Genomic DNA, 15,062 nt, shown 5'->3' on the forward strand with positions numbered 1-15,062 from the left:
AACGACGGAGGAAGCGGACGATGGAACGGCAATGCAACACAGCAATCCGGATCGGCGCGGCGCTTGCCGCGGCCGCTTGCCTGATGACGACGCAGGGCGCGCGCGCGGCCGACCCGCAGACCTGCGGCGACGTGAAGATGGCGGCGCCCGGCTGGACCGACATCGACGCGACGAACGCGATGGCGGGCGTCGTGCTGAAGGCGCTCGGCTACCGGCAGGACGTGGCGAACCTGTCGGTGCCGATTACGTACCAGGGGCTCAAGAAAGGGCAGGTCGACGTGTTCCTCGGCAACTGGATGCCCGCGCAGGCGCCGCTCGTGAAGCCGTTCGTCGACGAGAAGTCGATCGACGTGCTGCACGCGAACCTGAGCGGCGCGAAGTTCACGCTCGCCGTGCCCGACTACGTGGCGGCCGCGGGCGTGCATACGTTCGCCGATCTCGCGCGCTATGCCGACCGCTTCGGCGGCAAAATCTACGGGATCGAGCCCGGCGCGCCCGCGAACCAGAACATCAAGCGGATGCTGTCCGACCATGCGCTCGGCCCGGCGAACTGGTCGCTCGTCGAATCGAGCGAGACGGGCATGCTCACGCAGGTCGAGCGCGCGGTGCGCGACAAGCGCTGGATCGTCTTCCTTGCGTGGGAGCCGCACCTGATGAACACGAAGTTCCACCTGACCTACCTGTCCGGCGGCGATACGTATTTCGGCCCGAACTACGGCGGCGCGACGGTCAACACGGTCACGCGCGCCGGGTTTGCCGGCCAGTGCGCGAACCTGGCGCGGCTGTTCCGGCAGATGACGTTCTCCGTCGACGTCGAGAACCGGATGATCGCCGACATGCTCGACCACAAAACCTCGCCCGCAGTCGCGGCGCAGCATGCGCTGAAGGCCGACCCGGCGCTGGTCGCCGGCTGGCTGGACGGCGTGACGACCGCCGCCGGCGCACCGGGCCTGCCGGCCGTGCGCGCGGCCCTCGACAGCCATTGACCTCCCCTCTGGCGGCCGGCTTTTTGTCGCGCCGCCTGTCTACGTGTTTTCCCGACCGGTCGCATCGTGACCATTTGGTGTCGCCTTCAGACGGGTGACCCGAAATATGGGTTTGTATTTTTCGCCAATGGCTGCGTTATTGCGAAAAACGAAATGCCGGAGCCAGCGGGCGTACTGAATTCGAATCCACCGGCGCATCGCGGTACGCGCCGGGACGAGGTTCTTTCCATCGAATGGTTCAGGGAGGGTGGTCGATAATGAAGCACACGAAAGTCGCCGTAGCCGCCGCGCTTGCATGCGCGGCCAGCATTCCCGCCATCGGGCATGCCCAGAGCAGCGTGACGCTGTACGGGATTCTCGACGCGGGCATCACGTATGTGAACAACACCGGCGGCTCGCACGTGGTCAAGTTCGACGACGGCGTCGCGTACGGGAACCGCTTCGGCCTGAAGGGCACGGAAGACCTGGGCGGCGGCCTGAAGGCGGTGTTCACCCTCGAAAGCGGCTTCCGCCTCGGCACCGGGCAACTCGGCTTCGGCGGCTCGGAGTTCGGTCGGCAGGCGTATGTCGGCCTGCAGAACGACTGGGGCACGCTGTCGTTCGGCAACCAGCTCGACATCACGAACGAACTCGTGTCGATCTACAACATCTCGGCGTGGGGCAGCGGTTATGCGATCCACCAGGGCGACTTCGACCGCTTCAACGGCGACCGCTTGCCGAATTCGGTGAAGTTCCTGTCGAACGATCTCAGCGGCTTTAAGTTCGGCGCGATGTACTCGTTCGGCAACGTCGCGGGCAACTTCCACCGCAACAGCGCATGGAGCGCGGGCGCGAGCTTCACGAAGGGCGACTTCTCGATCGGCGCTGCGTACACGCGCCTGAACAACCCGAACGGCATCTACGCGTTCGACCCGTACGCGATGATCGGCACGCACACGTTCCTCGGCCAGCAGACCGTCACCGTCGATCCGGCGACCGGCGCACGGACCGACCTGTTTGCGAACACGCCGATGGACGTCGACAGTCAGGGCACGTTCGGCATCGGCACGAGCTACACGATCGACAAGCTGACGCTCGACGCCAACTTCTCGTACACGACGATCAAGGGCTTTGGCCAGTCGTCGCACATGCAGGTGTATGAAGGCGGCGGCTCGTACCAGTTCACGCCGGCGCTGAGCCTGATCGCGGGTTACCAGCACACGCGCTTCGAAGGCCATCACTGGAACCAGGGCACGGCGGGCCTGCACTACATGCTGTCGAAGCGCACGGACGTGTACATCTCCGGCGATTACCTGCGTGCGTCGCAGGGCGTCGATGCGGTGATCGGCTACAGCTTCACGCCGTCGACGACGCAGACGCAGGCCGACGTGCGGATCGGGATGCGGCATTCGTTCTGAGCAGGGTGGTTTGGAGCAGCGACGTCTTCAGCGAGGTCTCTCTTTGGCGCGAACCGCGGTTCGCGCTTTTTTTTGTTTACCTGACGGATCAGCTTGCTACGGACTACGACGACGCGATGGTTCGGCGTTTCGCGCGCGTATCGGACGGACGCTCGCCGAACATCTGCCGGTAATCCGCGGCGAATTCGCCGAGATGGCCGAAACCCCAGCGTGTCGCGATCTCGGTGATCGAAGCGGTTTCGTCCGGCGCCTGCAGCGCCGCCCGGGCGCGCTGCAGGCGGATTTCCTTCAGGTAGCGCATCGTGCCGGTGTCGCGCCATTGCCGGAACGCGCGCTGCAGCGTGCGCACGCTGCAATGCGCGGCGGCCGCGATGTCGCACAGCGTCAGCGGTTCGCCAGCATGCTCGTCGATGTACGCGACGGCGCGCTTCACACACGCCGGCGCCACGTCGTCGCGGGCCGGCGCCGCGCGCGCCAGCTGCTCGCCGACGAGGCTCATGATCAGCAACTCTTCCACCAGTGGCAGTTGCATCGCTTTCAGCGCGGACGGCGTGCCGGGATCCAGCAATTGCCGCAACGTCTGCACCGACGCTAGCCAGCGGTTGCGGTGCGCGTCGAGCAGCGTGCACGACGGCAGTGAGGACGGCGGCGCGCGTCCCGAGACGCGGCGCCAGAGATCGGCGATGCGCTGCGCGTCGATGCGCACGCCCATCTGGACGTTGTCCTCGCTGTAACGAAATTGCGCGCGCTCGTCCGAGGTGACGAGCACGGTCGACCCGTGCCCACCGACGTGCGCGAGCCGGCCGCTGCGAATGTCCGCATGTCCGGCCAGCGTCGTGAGCACCAGGACGAAATCGCCGAAGACTTCCGGCCGGATTGCGATTTCCGTCCCGTACGCGAACCACGACAGTGCGACATTGTCGCCGTCGAGCTTGAACATGGTGGCGGGCATCGCGCGGTGCCGGGCCGCGCTGAACGCGTACGGACGATAGACCTTGCCGATCTCGCGGCGGGCAATTTCCAGATCGTCGGATTCGAACAGCATCGCGCCGCGCGGGATGTCGCCGTCGGATAGCGGTGGCGGGAACGCCGGCAGCGACAGGCCGGACCGGGGAAGTCGATCGTTCATGGGGTCCCTTCTGGCGGAAGCGGAGACACCGCATCGAATAGTGGCGCGTTTCCGATGCCGGTGGCGCCGAAGCGATAGTCGCCCGCGCCCGCGCCGGGAATCATGGGGCCGTGTGGATGTTAAGCGGATCGCAACGGAACCATGGAGCATTCAATGAGCGGAAATTATACGGCGTACATCGACGGCGGGTTCGTCCGCCCGCGCGGTGGCGCGACCTTCGCCGCCGTCAACCCGGCCACCGGCGAGCATCTTGCGGAGATCGCGCGATGCGGCGCGGCCGACGTCGCCGCGGCGGTCGAGGCCGCACGGCGCGCGCTGCCGGCCTGGAAGGCAACGTCGTACGAGACCCGGGCCGCGCTGCTGAGCCGGCTTGCCGATGCGCTGGAGCAGGCGCTGCCGCGCCTCGCCGAGCTCGACGCGCGGGACATCGGGCGGCGTATCGCCGAGACGCGCATCGATCACGAGAAGGCGATCGCGCAATACCGCTATTTCGCGGGCGCGATCCTGACCCACGAGGGGTACGGGAAGCCGATTCCCGGCGGCTATCTGGTCGTGAAGCGCGAGCCGATCGGCGTGATTGGCCAGATCATCCCGTGGAACGTGCCGGCGCTGATGGTCGCGTTGAAAGTGGCGCCGGCCGTCGCGGCGGGCAACACCGTCGTGCTGAAGCCGGACGAGAACGCGTCGTTGTCCACGCTTGCGTTCGCGGAGATCGCGGGCGGCATCTTCCCGCCGGGCGTCATCAACGTCGTACCGGGTTTCGGCGACGAGGTCGGCGCCGCGCTGACCTCGCATCCGCACGTGGCGAAGCTGGCTTTCACCGGGAGCCCGGAGGTCGGCCGCCTCATCGGCCGCGCGGGCGCGGATCGCCTGGTGCCCGTGTCGCTCGAACTGGGCGGCAAGAGTCCCAACATCGTGTTCCCGGACGTGGAGCGCATCGATGCGGTCGTCGACGACGCGCTGTTCGCCGCGATGTACTGCAACGGCCAGTCGTGTCTGGCCGGCACGCGCCTGTTCGTGCACGACGACATCTACGCGCCGTTCGTCGACAAGCTGATCGCGGCCGCCGCGCGCATGAGGATCGGCGATCCGCTCGACAAGGACGTGGACCTGAGCTGTCTCGTCTCCGCGAAGCAGGGCGAGCGCGTGCTGGATTACATCGGCATCGGCAAGGAGGAGGGGGCGAAGGTGCTGTTCGGCGGCGCGCGCGCGAAGGTACCGGGCTGCGAGGCCGGCTACTTCATCCAGCCGACGCTGCTGGAGGCGCGCAACAGCATGCGTGTCGCGCAGGAGGAAATCTTCGGGCCGGTGCTGTGCGTGCTGCGCTGGAGCGACGTCTACCGGATGCTGGCGGAAGCGAACGACGTCCCGTACGGGCTCGCCGCCGGCATCTACACGTCCGATCTCGACAACGCGATGCGCACGGCCGATGCGCTCGAGGCCGGGTCGGTGTGGATCAACCAGTATTTCAATCTCGCCGGCGGCGTGCCGTTCGGCGGCATCAAGGAAAGCGGCATCGGAGTCGAGCATTGCCGCGAAACGCTCAATCTCTATTCGCACGTGAAGTCCGTGACGATCCGGAACCGCGTGGCTGCACCGTCATCCGCCGCGTGACGTGGGTGCGATTCGTTCAGGCGCCGCCGCGTGCGGCGGCAACCGGCAGGAGGATCTCCCGATGAGCAAGCCCGCGTTTCGCGACATCGTCGCAGCGGTCACCCGCAGCAAGGGCGCACCGTTTACGCTGGAGCCGGCGCGCCTGCGCGCGCCGGTGAACGACGAAGTACGGGTGCGCATCGTGGCCACCGGCATGTGCCATACCGACCTGATCATTCGCGATCAGTATTACCCGATGCCATTGCCGGCCGTGCTCGGGCACGAAGGCGCCGGCGTCGTGGAAGCGGTCGGTCCCGAGGTCAGGTCGCTGTCGCCGGGCGATCACGTGGTGCTGACGTACGGGCATTGCGGGCATTGCCTGTCCTGCTGCGCCGGCCACACGTCCTACTGCACGGATTTCTTCAGGCGCAACTTCGGCGGCAGTGGAGAAGACGGGCAGGTGGCGATCACGACGCCGGGCGGTGCGCTGCTCCACGATCACTTCTTCGCGCAGTCGTCGTTCGCGACCTACGCGCTGAGCCGCGAAAGCAGTGCGATCAAGGTGCCGAAGGCAGCCCCGCTGAGCCTGCTGGGGCCGCTCGGCTGCGGAATCCAGACCGGCGCGGGCGCGGTCATTCATTCGTTGAAGGTGACACCGGGCAGCCGCTTTCTGGTGCTGGGCGCCGGCGCGGTTGGCATATCCGCCGTGCTCGCGGCCCGGCTGGCGGGCGCGGCCACCATCGTCGCGGTGGACGTCGTGCCCACCCGGCTGGCGCTCGCGTGTGAGCTCGGTGCGACGCACGCGATCGACAGCCGGGAGCCCGGTTGGGTCGAGGCCGTCAGGGACATCACCGGCGGCGGCGCCGATTTCGCGCTCGAATCGACCGGGTGCCCGGCGATTCTCGCGCAAGGCGTGGCGGCGCTGGGGCCGCGGGGCGTACTCGGTGTCGTGGGCGCATCGCCGCAGGGCACGCAAGCCGCCTTCGACCTCAACGACCTGATGATCGCGGGCAAGCGCATCCAGGGCATCTGCGAAGGCGACAGCGTGCCCCGCAAATTCATTCCGGAGCTGGTCGAGCTGCACATGCAGGGCCGCTTCGCGTTCGACCGGCTCGTGACGTTCTATCCGTTCGCCGACATCAACCGGGCGGCGGCGGACAGCGAAGCCGGCTTGACGCTGAAGCCGGTCCTGCTCGTCGACGGCCATGCGTGAATCCGCGGGCGCGCGGCCTGCGTCGATGCAACGGCCGTCCACCCGCGCGCCACACGGCGACCCCCTGTCTCGACGGACACCCTTCATCGGAGCATGAGCATGACCTACCTTTATCGCGGCATGGATCGCATCGCGCTCGACGCCGCGTACGACAACACCAAGGCCATACCGGATTTTCCGGCCGTGCTGGCGGATTGCCAGGCGCGCAGCGCGAAGCTTTACGACACGGCGTCGTGCTGGCGCGACCTTCGCTACGGCGATCGACCGCGCGAGCGTTACGACTGGTTCGCCTGCGAGCGGCCGAATGCGCCGACGTTCGTGTTCATTCACGGCGGCTACTGGCAGCACTGTACGAAAGAGGATTTCGCGTACGTCGCGAACGGGCCGCTTGCTGCGGGGTTCAACGTCGTGCTGGCCGAATATACGCTGGCGCCCGATGCGTCGATGACGCAGATCGTCGGCGAAATCGGCCGCCTGCTCGACCATCTCGCCGGCGATCGCGACCGGCTTCGGATCGCCGGCAAGCCGCTGGTGCTGAGCGGCCACTCGGCAGGCGGTCACCTGACCTTGCAGCATCGCTCGCACCGGGCCGTCACGGCCGCGCTGCCGATCAGCGCGCTCGTCGACCTGGAGCCGATCAGCCTGTCCTGGCTCGACGACAAGCTGAAGCTGTCGAAGCATGAGATCGACGCGTTCAGCCCGTTGCGGCATGTCGGCAGCGGGGTGCCGATCGTCGTCGCGGTCGGTGGCGCGGAGCTGCCGGAGCTCGTGCGCCATTCGGACGACTATGCCGCCGCCAGCCGGGCGGTCGGCGAGACCGTCGATCTGATCCACGTTGCGGGGTGCACGCATTTTTCGGTGCTCGACGAACTGGCGCGTCCGGACGGGTGTCTGGTGCAGGCATTGTCCGCGCTCGTCGCCGGATGACATGCGGGCGCGGTACCGATGCGATCTGCGTCCCGCCCGCAGGTGAGTGCCCGATGCGGGCGCGTGCAGTCGCGGCGCCGTTCTCGGTAACGGTCCTGCTGACCCAAGCGGCGGCAGCGAGTCGATTCGACCTGAGGGACGGGGTCGCGCGTGCATGACGCGCTCGCGGCCGCGTTTGGCTTATCATCGACGCCTGGCCTGGCAGCGACAGCCTTGGGCCAACCGCCGAGACCTCGATGACCGACTCCGTGCCCGACCCCAGTCCTTTATCCCCGTTACCCGCGAACCTGTTCCGTCACGCACCGTTCCAGCGCTTCTGGGGCACGCGCGTGATGTCGTCCCTGGCATTTCAGATCCTGTCGGTCGCGATCGGCTGGTACGTCTATGCGCTCACGCACAGCGCATTCGCGCTCGGTCTCGTCGGCCTTGCGCAGTTCGTGCCGATGTTCGCGCTGACGCTCGTCGTCGGGCAGGTGGCCGACCGCTACGACCGCCGGCGCATCGCGACGATCTGCCAGAGCGTCGAGGCGCTGGCCGCGGGCGTGTTCCTGCTCGGTGCCGTGCAGGGATGGCTGGCCGCGCCGGCCGTGTATGCGCTCGCGGCGATCGTCGGCACGGCCCGCGCGTTCGAGTCGCCGTCGGTTTCGTCGCTGCTGCCGGCCGTGGTGCCGCGCACCGACCTGCCGCGCGCAACCGCGCTGTCGACGTCGGCCAACCAGGCCGCGCAGATCCTCGGACCCGCGTTCGGCGGCTTGCTATACGGAGTCGGTGCACCCGCCGCGTTCGGCACGAGCGTCGTGGCGTTCGCGATCGCGGCGATGCTGAGCGGCACGATTCCGCTGCGCAGCGCGCCGCCCGCACGCGAGCCGGTCACGTTGCGCTCGGTGTTTTCCGGGATCGCGTTCATCCGGCGCGAACCGGCGATCCTCGGCGCACTGTCGCTCGACCTGTTCGCGGTGCTGTTCGGCGGCGCGACCGCGCTGCTGCCGATCTACGCGCGCGATATCCTGCAGGTCGGCCCGTGGGGGCTCGGCGCGCTGCGTGCGGCACCCGCGGTCGGCGCGCTCGCGGGCACGCTGTGGCTCACGCGTTTTCCGCTGAAGGGGCGGCCGGGCCGCGCGATGTTCGGTGGCGTGATCGCGTTCGGTATCGCGACGATCGTGTTCGGGGTGTCGCGGCACTTCGCGCTGTCGCTCGTGGCGCTGGCCGCGCTTGGCGCATCGGACGTGGTCAGCGTCGTCGTGCGGCTGTCGCTCGTGCAGCTTCGCACGCCCGACGACATGCTCGGCCGCGTGAGCGCGGTCAATTCGCTGTTCATCGGCACGTCGAATCAGCTTGGCGAATTTGAATCGGGCGTGACGGCCGCATGGTGGGGTGCGCCGACGGCGATCGTCGTCGGCGGCGCCGCGACGATCGCGGTCGCGCTCGCATGGATGCGGTTGTTTCCGCAGCTCACGAACATGAAATCGCTCGAGCGCGACGTCTGACGCGCGTCACGCATTACGCGTCCTGCGTCACGCGCACGGCCGTGCCGTAGCAGATGACTTCCGTCACGCCCGCGCCGATCTCGGTCGAGTCGTAGCGCATCGCGACGATCGCGTTCGCGCCGAGCTTGCGCGCATCGTCGAGCATCTTGTCGAATGCGTGCTGGCGAGCCTTCTCGCACAGCGACGTATAGAGCGTGATGTTGCCGCCGAAGATCGTCTGCAGCGATGCGCCGAACGAGCCGACGATCGAGCGCGAGCGCACGACGATGCCCTGTGCGACGCCGAGCGAGCGGACGGTCGTATGGCCGGGCAGGTCGAACGCGGTCGTGACGCGAGCGGGCGACAAGTCGTCGATGGAGCGGGAGATATCGATCATGGCGGGAGGCATGTAGCGGAGTGGTCGAGTGACGATTCTATCCGGATGCGCGTGTGCGTCCGGTTCGATCGAGTCGATCGCCCTGTACGTGGCGTGCCATGAAGGCTTCCGAGGTGGTTGTTAGCGCATGCGTCTCTTCGGGACGCTGACCGGAATCGTCGGGAAGGAAGCGTGTGCGAACGACGCGCACACGCTTCCTTCATTTCCGGACGCACGGATGGACCGACAAACGATCCGTCAGCGCGCCGTCAGGGCTTCACAGCCGTGCCGCCATCCCCGCCGAGATCGACCGCATAGGCCAGCGCCAGCTTGCCGAACTTCAGCGCATGGTTCGCCTGGCGATCCGAGTTCTCCAGCGTGTCGTTCACAGTATGGATATACGGGCTGTCGTTCTGGTCGGCCTCGAACGGGAACGACGCCGGATAACCCTGCGCATTCCACGACGCGTGATCCGAGCACGCATACCCGCACTGCGACGTGCCGATCGCGAGTTCCGGCAGGTAGGTCTTCGCCAGATTCGTCAGGTAGGTGTTCTGCGCCGCGTTCGTGTAGTCGGTGATCAGGTAAATGTCCTTCGGATCGCCCTTGTAGTTCGTCATGTCGAGCTGCAGCACGCCGACCACGTTCGCATTCTGCGCGCGGAACTGTTTCGCGATCGCCTTCGAGCCGAGCAGCCCGGCTTCCTCGGCCGCATACCCGATGACCTTGATCGTCCGCTTCGGCCGGTAGTTGTTCGCGAGCAGCACGCGCAGCGCTTCGGTGAGGCTCGCGATACCCGACGCATCGTCGTCCGCGCCGGGCGAGCGCGTGTTTTCCGTCGTGCGGCCGACGGTCGAATCGAGGTGGCCGCCCAGCACGACGGTGCCCGCGGCGGGATCGCTGCCGCGGATCGTCAGGATAACGGACTTCTGCGGAAAGCCCGTGTGCGCGAATTGCTCGACGGTGATGTCGGCACGCGAACCCGCGAGTTGCTTCCACTGCAGCGCGAGCCAGTCCGATGCGGCGACGCCGTGCGATGTCGTGTAGTAGCGGTTCGTGAAGCTCGACAGCGACGTGATCGTGCCGACGATGTTGCTGGCCTGCAGTTGCTGGATCCAGGTGCCGATCTGCGGCGCGTTCGATACCTTGAACACGGAGGCGGCCGCCTGCTTCGCGAGCGTGGCGGGCAACGGCTGCAGCGCCTGGCGTGCTTCGTCGAACGAATCGTGCACGACGTAGCCGGGCCCGTGGCCGCGCGTATGGTGGACCGCATGGGCCAGTTCGCCGAGCCGCGCATCGTCGATCTCGACGACGTGAACGGTTTCGCGGCGCACGGTGCCGTCGGCCGTCTTGCCGGCGTCGACGGTCGTGCTGTATTGCGCGGTTGCGCTCGCATCGATGCGTTGAAGCTGGCGGAACGACGCGTCGCCGAGCGTGATCCACACGGGCGTCGCGTGCGCGGCGGCGGTCAGCAGCATGCCGCCCAGCGCGGCGCTCAGGCGGGTCAATTTCAGAGTAGGCATGTTCGATCTCGTGAGGGTAGCGATGTCGAGGAAGAGGGCGTGCCGCAGGTCGTGCGATGCGCCCCCGCCTGCTGCGGGATTACGATTTCTGCGGCACGGTCACGCCGTACGTGCAGCTCTTGTTGTACGCATTGCCGATCGCGGTGAGTTGCGCGTTGCTGTAGCCGAGCGCGGAAGCCGCCGTCAGCACGGCCTGCGCGGCGGCCTTCTGGTTGGTCGAGCTGTTCGTCATCGACAGCCCCTTCAGGAACGCCTTGTCCATCGCCTGCGCGCCGATCGCGTCGCGCGCGACGAGGTTGCACGAGGCCCAGTACTGGCCGGCCGTGTGGATCTCCGCGCCGCGCGCCTGCGCATAGGTGCGCCCGACGTTCCAGTTGGTCACGCGGCCGCCCCAGAACTCGTTGTGGCCGTCCCAGTTGTAGACCCAGTGGTACTGCGCATCCGACGGGCTCCACTGGTTGAAGTCGCGGCTGTACGCGGCGGCGAGATAGTCGCCCGTGCCTTCGGACAACCCTTCCTGTTGCGACAGGCCGCCGTTCGTCACCCAGTCGTGGATGCCGTGGCCGAGTTCGTGGATCACGACGTCCGCATCTTCCGCATCGTCGACGCCGCCTTGCCCGAACGTCAGCCGGCCGCTGCTCGACGAGTACGACGAGTTGTCGTCACCCGATTCGCCGTGCGGGTCGTACTGCACGCCGCCCGTGTACTGGTACGGCAGCGCCTTGATGCCGAGCGTCTGGTTCACGTAGCGCAGGAACGTGTCGATGTGGTAGTACGCGTTCACGGCTTCGAAATACAGGTTGCCGCGCGTGAACTCGAACGCGGGCGTCGATTGCACGGGGCACGCTTTGTCGAGCGGCGCATCGAAATCGACGCACACCGCGTACGGGCCCGACAGCGAATAGCGCGAGCCCGACTGCGCGAGATCCTTCAGCGTCACGCGCACGCGCGCGGCGGTGAGCTGCGGCGAATCGGCGTCGTTGTTGTCCTTGTAGCCCGCGCTGCCGTAGCTGCTCTTCGTCGACGACAGCGGGTCGGGCCGGAACACGAAGCCGGTGCCGTCGGTGGCGTAGAACGCCTTGTCCTCGGCGCGCAGCACTTCGCCGCTGCCCGAGTCGATCAGCAGTTCCCAGTCGCCCTTCGGGCCGTCCTGCGGGCGGCCGCGCACCTTCCACGCGGTGTGCGTGCCGGTCTTGTCGACGAACGCGACGAGCTGCGCATTCAGATTCGTGAAGCCGCTCACGCCGAGATACGCGCGTGCGCGGTCGAGCGCTTGCTGCTGGTCGACGGCCTGCGACTTGCGCGACGTCGCGACCACGCCGTTGATCGTGTTGCTCGCCACATACAGGATGCGGCCGTCCTTCGCGACCGTCACCGCGATGTCGCTGCCGTACACGGGCAGCCCGGCTGCCTGCTGCTGCAGGCGCACGACGGTGAAATCGGCGTCGTTGCGCTCCGACGTGACGACGAGGCTTGCGAGCGCGGCCGGGTCGAGCCCGAGCTGCGCGGCCTGCGACGCGACGAAGTCACGCGCGGTGGCGGCGGGCGTCGTGGCGGCCTTCTTCACGCGATACGCGGGGTTGTACAGCGTGACGGCGACGCCGTCCGCACGGAACTGCCCGCCGGCCGTATCGGCTTTCGTGGCCGGCGGCGCGACGCCGCGCGTCAGGCTTTCGCGCAGGCTCGTTGCTTGCGGGTTCGAGACTTTTGTATCGGCCGAGGTACCGCCGACGATGCCGAAACCGAGCGCGAGACCCAGGGCGAGCGGCAATGCTTTGCGTGATGTCTGCATACGTGATCCTCATCTCAACGGTTGGACACGCCCGCGCGCTCGTGGCGCGCAGGCACGACACGGCCCGCGCGCCGGTTCGATGGAACCGGCGCGACGAAGCGGTGTTGGGGTGTCGACTGACTTAGGAAACCTAAATGTCAGGTCGAAAAGAAATAGGCGGGAAACGTGACGGAGAAGCGAACGGCAGGCAGGTGCGGCGACGGCGAATCGAGCATCGTCATGTCATACCCCTCGGATCGGAATCGATATCGGTGGGCAGCCCGCGCGGCTCGATGTGCATCGAACCCGAGCGCGTCTCGTTAGGCTGCCTATCTAATTTCAGGATATGTTACAGAATATTTTCAGCGACATTGCAAATTATTTTCGATGATCGCTTCGGTCCGTCGATCAATCGCCGGCATTGTTCAGCGAGCGGCGGGAAACGCTGCTGGAACGCGTAATACCGCGCCGGATTGTGATTAAAACTCGCGACGATCAGCGTGTGGCGCGTCGATCGCTGCGCGGGCTTACGCCGAATCGCGCGCGATACGTGCGCGAAAAATGCGACGGCGATTCGAACCCGCACGCGACGCACACCGACGTGATGCTCATGTCGGTCTGCTGCAGCAGCTCGCGGGCACGATCGAGGCGCAGGTTCAGGTAGAAACGCGTCGGCGTGTCGTTCAGCGTCGCGCTGAACAGCCGTTCGAGCTGGCGCCGCGTGATCGATACCTCCTGCGCGAGCGCATCGGAGCCGAGCGGATTTTCCATGTGTCGCTGCATCGTGCCGATCACCTGGATCAGCTTGCGGTTGTGCACGCCGTAGCGCGCGGCGATCTCGAGCCGCTGGCTGTCCGAGCGCTGCCGGATGCGGCTGACGACGAACTGCTCGGAGATCGCCGCCGCGAGATCGGCGCCATGCCGGCGCCCGATCAGGTCGAGCATCATGTCGATCGACGCGGTGCCGCCCGCGCACGTGATGCGCCGTTCGTCGATCTCGAACAGCTCCTGCGTCGCGTTCAGGCCGGGATAGCGTTCGCGGAACGCGGCAAGCGCTTCCCAGTGCAGCGTGAGCGGCTGCGATGCGTCGAACAGCCCGGCTTCCGCGAGCACGAAGCTGCCCGTGTCGATCCCGCCGAGCGTCGCGCCGTGCCGGTGCTGGCGGCGCAGCCAGTCACCGAGCGCGCGCGTGTAGCACACGAGCGGATCGAAACCCGCGACGACGAACACGGTATCGACCTGCGCGACGTCCGCGCACGCGGCTTCGGCGGCGACCGGAATGCCGTTGCTCGCGGCGACGGGTGCGCCGTCGGCGCTGATCACGTGCCAGCGATAAAGCTCGGTGCGGAAGCGGTTCGCGACGCGCAGCGGTTCGACCGCGGACATGAAGCCGAGCGCGGAGAAGCCGGGCAGCAACAGGAAGTGGAAATCCTCGGGCATCGGGGCAGGGGATGGAATCCGGTGGTCGTCACGCAGTGCGGGGGCGGCGATCGGCCCGGCACACGCCGCGGCCGGTTCGCAGTCGCCGAACGGTCAGCGGGAGATTATCGCGGGTTTTGCGGGGTTCAGCGTGTTTTTGCAGCGCGCACGGACCGGCGCGCGGTGGTCGACGGCAGCTCGCCAAACTGGGCCTTGTACGCGTTCGCGAAATGCCCGAGATGGATGAAGCCCCAGCGCGCGGCCGCGTCGCTGATCGGCAGGTCGGCCAGCCGCGTGTCAAGCAGCATGCGCCGCACCTGCGACAGGCGCAGCGAGCGCACGTAGCTCAGCGGGCTGGTCTGCACGACCGACTGGAAAGAGTTCTGCATCGTGCGTCGGCTCACGCGCAGCTGCGCGCACAGGCTCAGGATGTCGACCGGCGCCTCGGGGTGTTCGATCACATGGTCGTGCACGCGGCGCACGATGTCGGCGCGGCACGCGTGCGTGAGCCGGTTCGGCGGTTCGGGCATCCGGTACGTGAGGAGATCGACGAGCACGTTGCCGATGTCGCCGCGCAGTTCGCATTGCGCGCGTGCGTCGACGAACGCGTCGGGCGCCGCGAGCACGCGTTCGAGCTGCGTCGCGACCTGCAGGCTCGCGCGCATCAGCACGGCGGTCGGCATGTCGACGACGCCGCGGCGCAGCGTGGCTTCGTCGAGCCGCACATCGGCCGCATCCTCGATCTGCTGCGTCAGTTCGGCATCGACGACGACGCCGATCAGCGACATGTCGTCGGGCGAATGCAGTTCGAACGGCGCGCCGCCGCGCGCCATCACCATCGTGCCGCGTTCGATGCGCGCGCCACCGAATGCGAATGCACCCGAGCCGGTGAGCGGCATGCCGAATACCGTATGGCCGGGCGGGAGCCGGCCGCGCTGGATGATGCGAACGTTCGCGGCTTCCTGAAACAGTTGCGTGCCGTCGAGCACGACGTGCTTGACCGCGCTGCGGTACGCGCCCGAACCGATCTGGTCGTAGCGCTGGTTCCAGCCGCGCAGCGCCTCGGCATGCCGGTCCGCGTCGTCGAACTTCTCGTGGAACACGAACACAGCGCCTCCGGGGATGTCGAGCATGACCGCGCAAGATTAAACCGACCGCGCGGTCGGCGCAATAAGGAGGAGTGCGATTCGGCGCGCATGGGTCAGAGGGTCGGAAGCCGCGAGCGCAAGCGCCTTTCACGTGCATTTCCAATATCCCGAATC

Annotated in this window: 12 protein-coding genes; 6 read left to right on the forward strand and 6 right to left on the reverse strand. The window is 67.2% G+C overall.

What is annotated here, in order from left to right:
- Positions 1-20: 20 nt before the first annotated feature.
- Entirely contained in the window at positions 21-986 is a 966-nt protein-coding gene (gene choX / locus H3H55_RS19990; protein ID WP_193099898.1) for a choline ABC transporter substrate-binding protein, read from the forward strand.
- A 257-nt stretch (positions 987-1,243) separates the two neighbouring features.
- Positions 1,244-2,383 (forward strand): porin, encoded by a 1,140-nt coding sequence (locus tag H3H55_RS19995; protein WP_129515630.1) that lies wholly within the window; start codon positions 1,244-1,246, stop codon positions 2,381-2,383.
- A 103-nt stretch (positions 2,384-2,486) separates the two neighbouring features.
- Here H3H55_RS19995 and H3H55_RS20000 read toward each other — a convergent pair whose 3' ends face one another.
- Complete coding sequence (locus H3H55_RS20000) at positions 2,487-3,662, reverse strand: helix-turn-helix transcriptional regulator (protein WP_193099899.1); 1,176 nt, start codon at positions 3,660-3,662, stop codon at positions 2,487-2,489.
- Positions 3,663-3,665: 3 nt separating this feature from the next.
- Between H3H55_RS20000 and H3H55_RS20005 the strand changes: the two genes are divergently transcribed.
- The 4 genes from H3H55_RS20005 to H3H55_RS20020 all read left to right on the forward strand — a co-directional run bounded on the left by H3H55_RS20005 (position 3,666) and on the right by H3H55_RS20020 (position 8,732).
- Positions 3,666-5,126, forward strand: coding sequence for an aldehyde dehydrogenase family protein (locus H3H55_RS20005; protein ID WP_226800312.1), 1,461 nt, complete (start codon positions 3,666-3,668; stop codon positions 5,124-5,126).
- Between the two features lie 61 nt (positions 5,127-5,187).
- On the forward strand, positions 5,188-6,318 hold the full coding sequence (locus H3H55_RS20010) for an NAD(P)-dependent alcohol dehydrogenase (RefSeq protein ID WP_193099901.1): 1,131 nt from the start codon (positions 5,188-5,190) through the stop codon (positions 6,316-6,318).
- Between the two features lie 93 nt (positions 6,319-6,411).
- Positions 6,412-7,245 carry an alpha/beta hydrolase gene (locus H3H55_RS20015; RefSeq protein WP_226800314.1) on the forward strand — a complete coding sequence of 278 codons (834 nt, stop codon included), beginning with the start codon at positions 6,412-6,414 and terminating at the stop codon, positions 7,243-7,245.
- A gap of 236 nt (positions 7,246-7,481) precedes the next feature.
- Positions 7,482-8,732, forward strand: a complete 1,251-nt coding sequence (locus H3H55_RS20020) for an MFS transporter (RefSeq protein WP_193099903.1) — start codon at positions 7,482-7,484, stop codon at positions 8,730-8,732.
- A gap of 13 nt (positions 8,733-8,745) precedes the next feature.
- On the opposite strand, the gene H3H55_RS20025 is transcribed toward H3H55_RS20020, so the two are convergent.
- The 5 genes from H3H55_RS20025 to H3H55_RS20045 all read right to left on the reverse strand — a co-directional run bounded on the left by H3H55_RS20025 (position 8,746) and on the right by H3H55_RS20045 (position 14,933).
- Entirely contained in the window at positions 8,746-9,108 is a 363-nt protein-coding gene (locus H3H55_RS20025; RefSeq protein ID WP_193099904.1) for a YbjQ family protein, read from the reverse strand.
- 248 nt (positions 9,109-9,356) lie between these two features.
- The gene (locus tag H3H55_RS20030; protein WP_193099905.1) at positions 9,357-10,610 is read right to left on the reverse strand and encodes a M20/M25/M40 family metallo-hydrolase; all 1,254 of its coding nucleotides are present in this window, start codon (positions 10,608-10,610) and stop codon (positions 9,357-9,359) included.
- A gap of 79 nt (positions 10,611-10,689) precedes the next feature.
- Complete coding sequence (locus H3H55_RS20035; protein WP_193099906.1) at positions 10,690-12,402, reverse strand: M36 family metallopeptidase; 1,713 nt, start codon at positions 12,400-12,402, stop codon at positions 10,690-10,692.
- A 474-nt stretch (positions 12,403-12,876) separates the two neighbouring features.
- Positions 12,877-13,821: a GlxA family transcriptional regulator gene (locus H3H55_RS20040; RefSeq protein WP_129515624.1), complete on the reverse strand. Its 945-nt coding sequence runs from the start codon at positions 13,819-13,821 to the stop codon at positions 12,877-12,879.
- A gap of 125 nt (positions 13,822-13,946) precedes the next feature.
- Entirely contained in the window at positions 13,947-14,933 is a 987-nt protein-coding gene (locus tag H3H55_RS20045; RefSeq protein WP_226800316.1) for a helix-turn-helix domain-containing protein, read from the reverse strand.
- Positions 14,934-15,062 lie beyond the last annotated feature (129 nt).

The organism is Burkholderia sp. Z1, from assembly GCF_014893795.1.
Classification (GTDB): domain Bacteria; phylum Pseudomonadota; class Gammaproteobacteria; order Burkholderiales; family Burkholderiaceae; genus Burkholderia; species Burkholderia theae.

What these genes read in the sequence shown, in the direction of transcription:
- choX (WP_193099898.1), top strand. Translation starts at nt 21, where the DNA reads ATGGAACGGCAATGCAACACAGCAATCCGGATCGGCGCGGCGCTTGCC.
- H3H55_RS19995 (WP_129515630.1), top strand. Translation starts at nt 1,244, where the DNA reads ATGAAGCACACGAAAGTCGCCGTAGCCGCCGCGCTTGCATGCGCGGCC.
- H3H55_RS20000 (WP_193099899.1), bottom strand. Translation starts at nt 3,662, where the DNA reads ATGCTCCATGGTTCCGTTGCGATCCGCTTAACATCCACACGGCCCCAT.
- H3H55_RS20005 (WP_226800312.1), top strand. Translation starts at nt 3,666, where the DNA reads ATGAGCGGAAATTATACGGCGTACATCGACGGCGGGTTCGTCCGCCCG.
- H3H55_RS20010 (WP_193099901.1), top strand. Translation starts at nt 5,188, where the DNA reads ATGAGCAAGCCCGCGTTTCGCGACATCGTCGCAGCGGTCACCCGCAGC.
- H3H55_RS20015 (WP_226800314.1), top strand. Translation starts at nt 6,412, where the DNA reads ATGAGCATGACCTACCTTTATCGCGGCATGGATCGCATCGCGCTCGAC.
- H3H55_RS20020 (WP_193099903.1), top strand. Translation starts at nt 7,482, where the DNA reads ATGACCGACTCCGTGCCCGACCCCAGTCCTTTATCCCCGTTACCCGCG.
- H3H55_RS20025 (WP_193099904.1), bottom strand. Translation starts at nt 9,108, where the DNA reads ATGATCGATATCTCCCGCTCCATCGACGACTTGTCGCCCGCTCGCGTC.
- H3H55_RS20030 (WP_193099905.1), bottom strand. Translation starts at nt 10,610, where the DNA reads ATGCCTACTCTGAAATTGACCCGCCTGAGCGCCGCGCTGGGCGGCATG.
- H3H55_RS20035 (WP_193099906.1), bottom strand. Translation starts at nt 12,402, where the DNA reads ATGCAGACATCACGCAAAGCATTGCCGCTCGCCCTGGGTCTCGCGCTC.
- H3H55_RS20040 (WP_129515624.1), bottom strand. Translation starts at nt 13,821, where the DNA reads ATGCCCGAGGATTTCCACTTCCTGTTGCTGCCCGGCTTCTCCGCGCTC.
- H3H55_RS20045 (WP_226800316.1), bottom strand. Translation starts at nt 14,933, where the DNA reads ATGCTCGACATCCCCGGAGGCGCTGTGTTCGTGTTCCACGAGAAGTTC.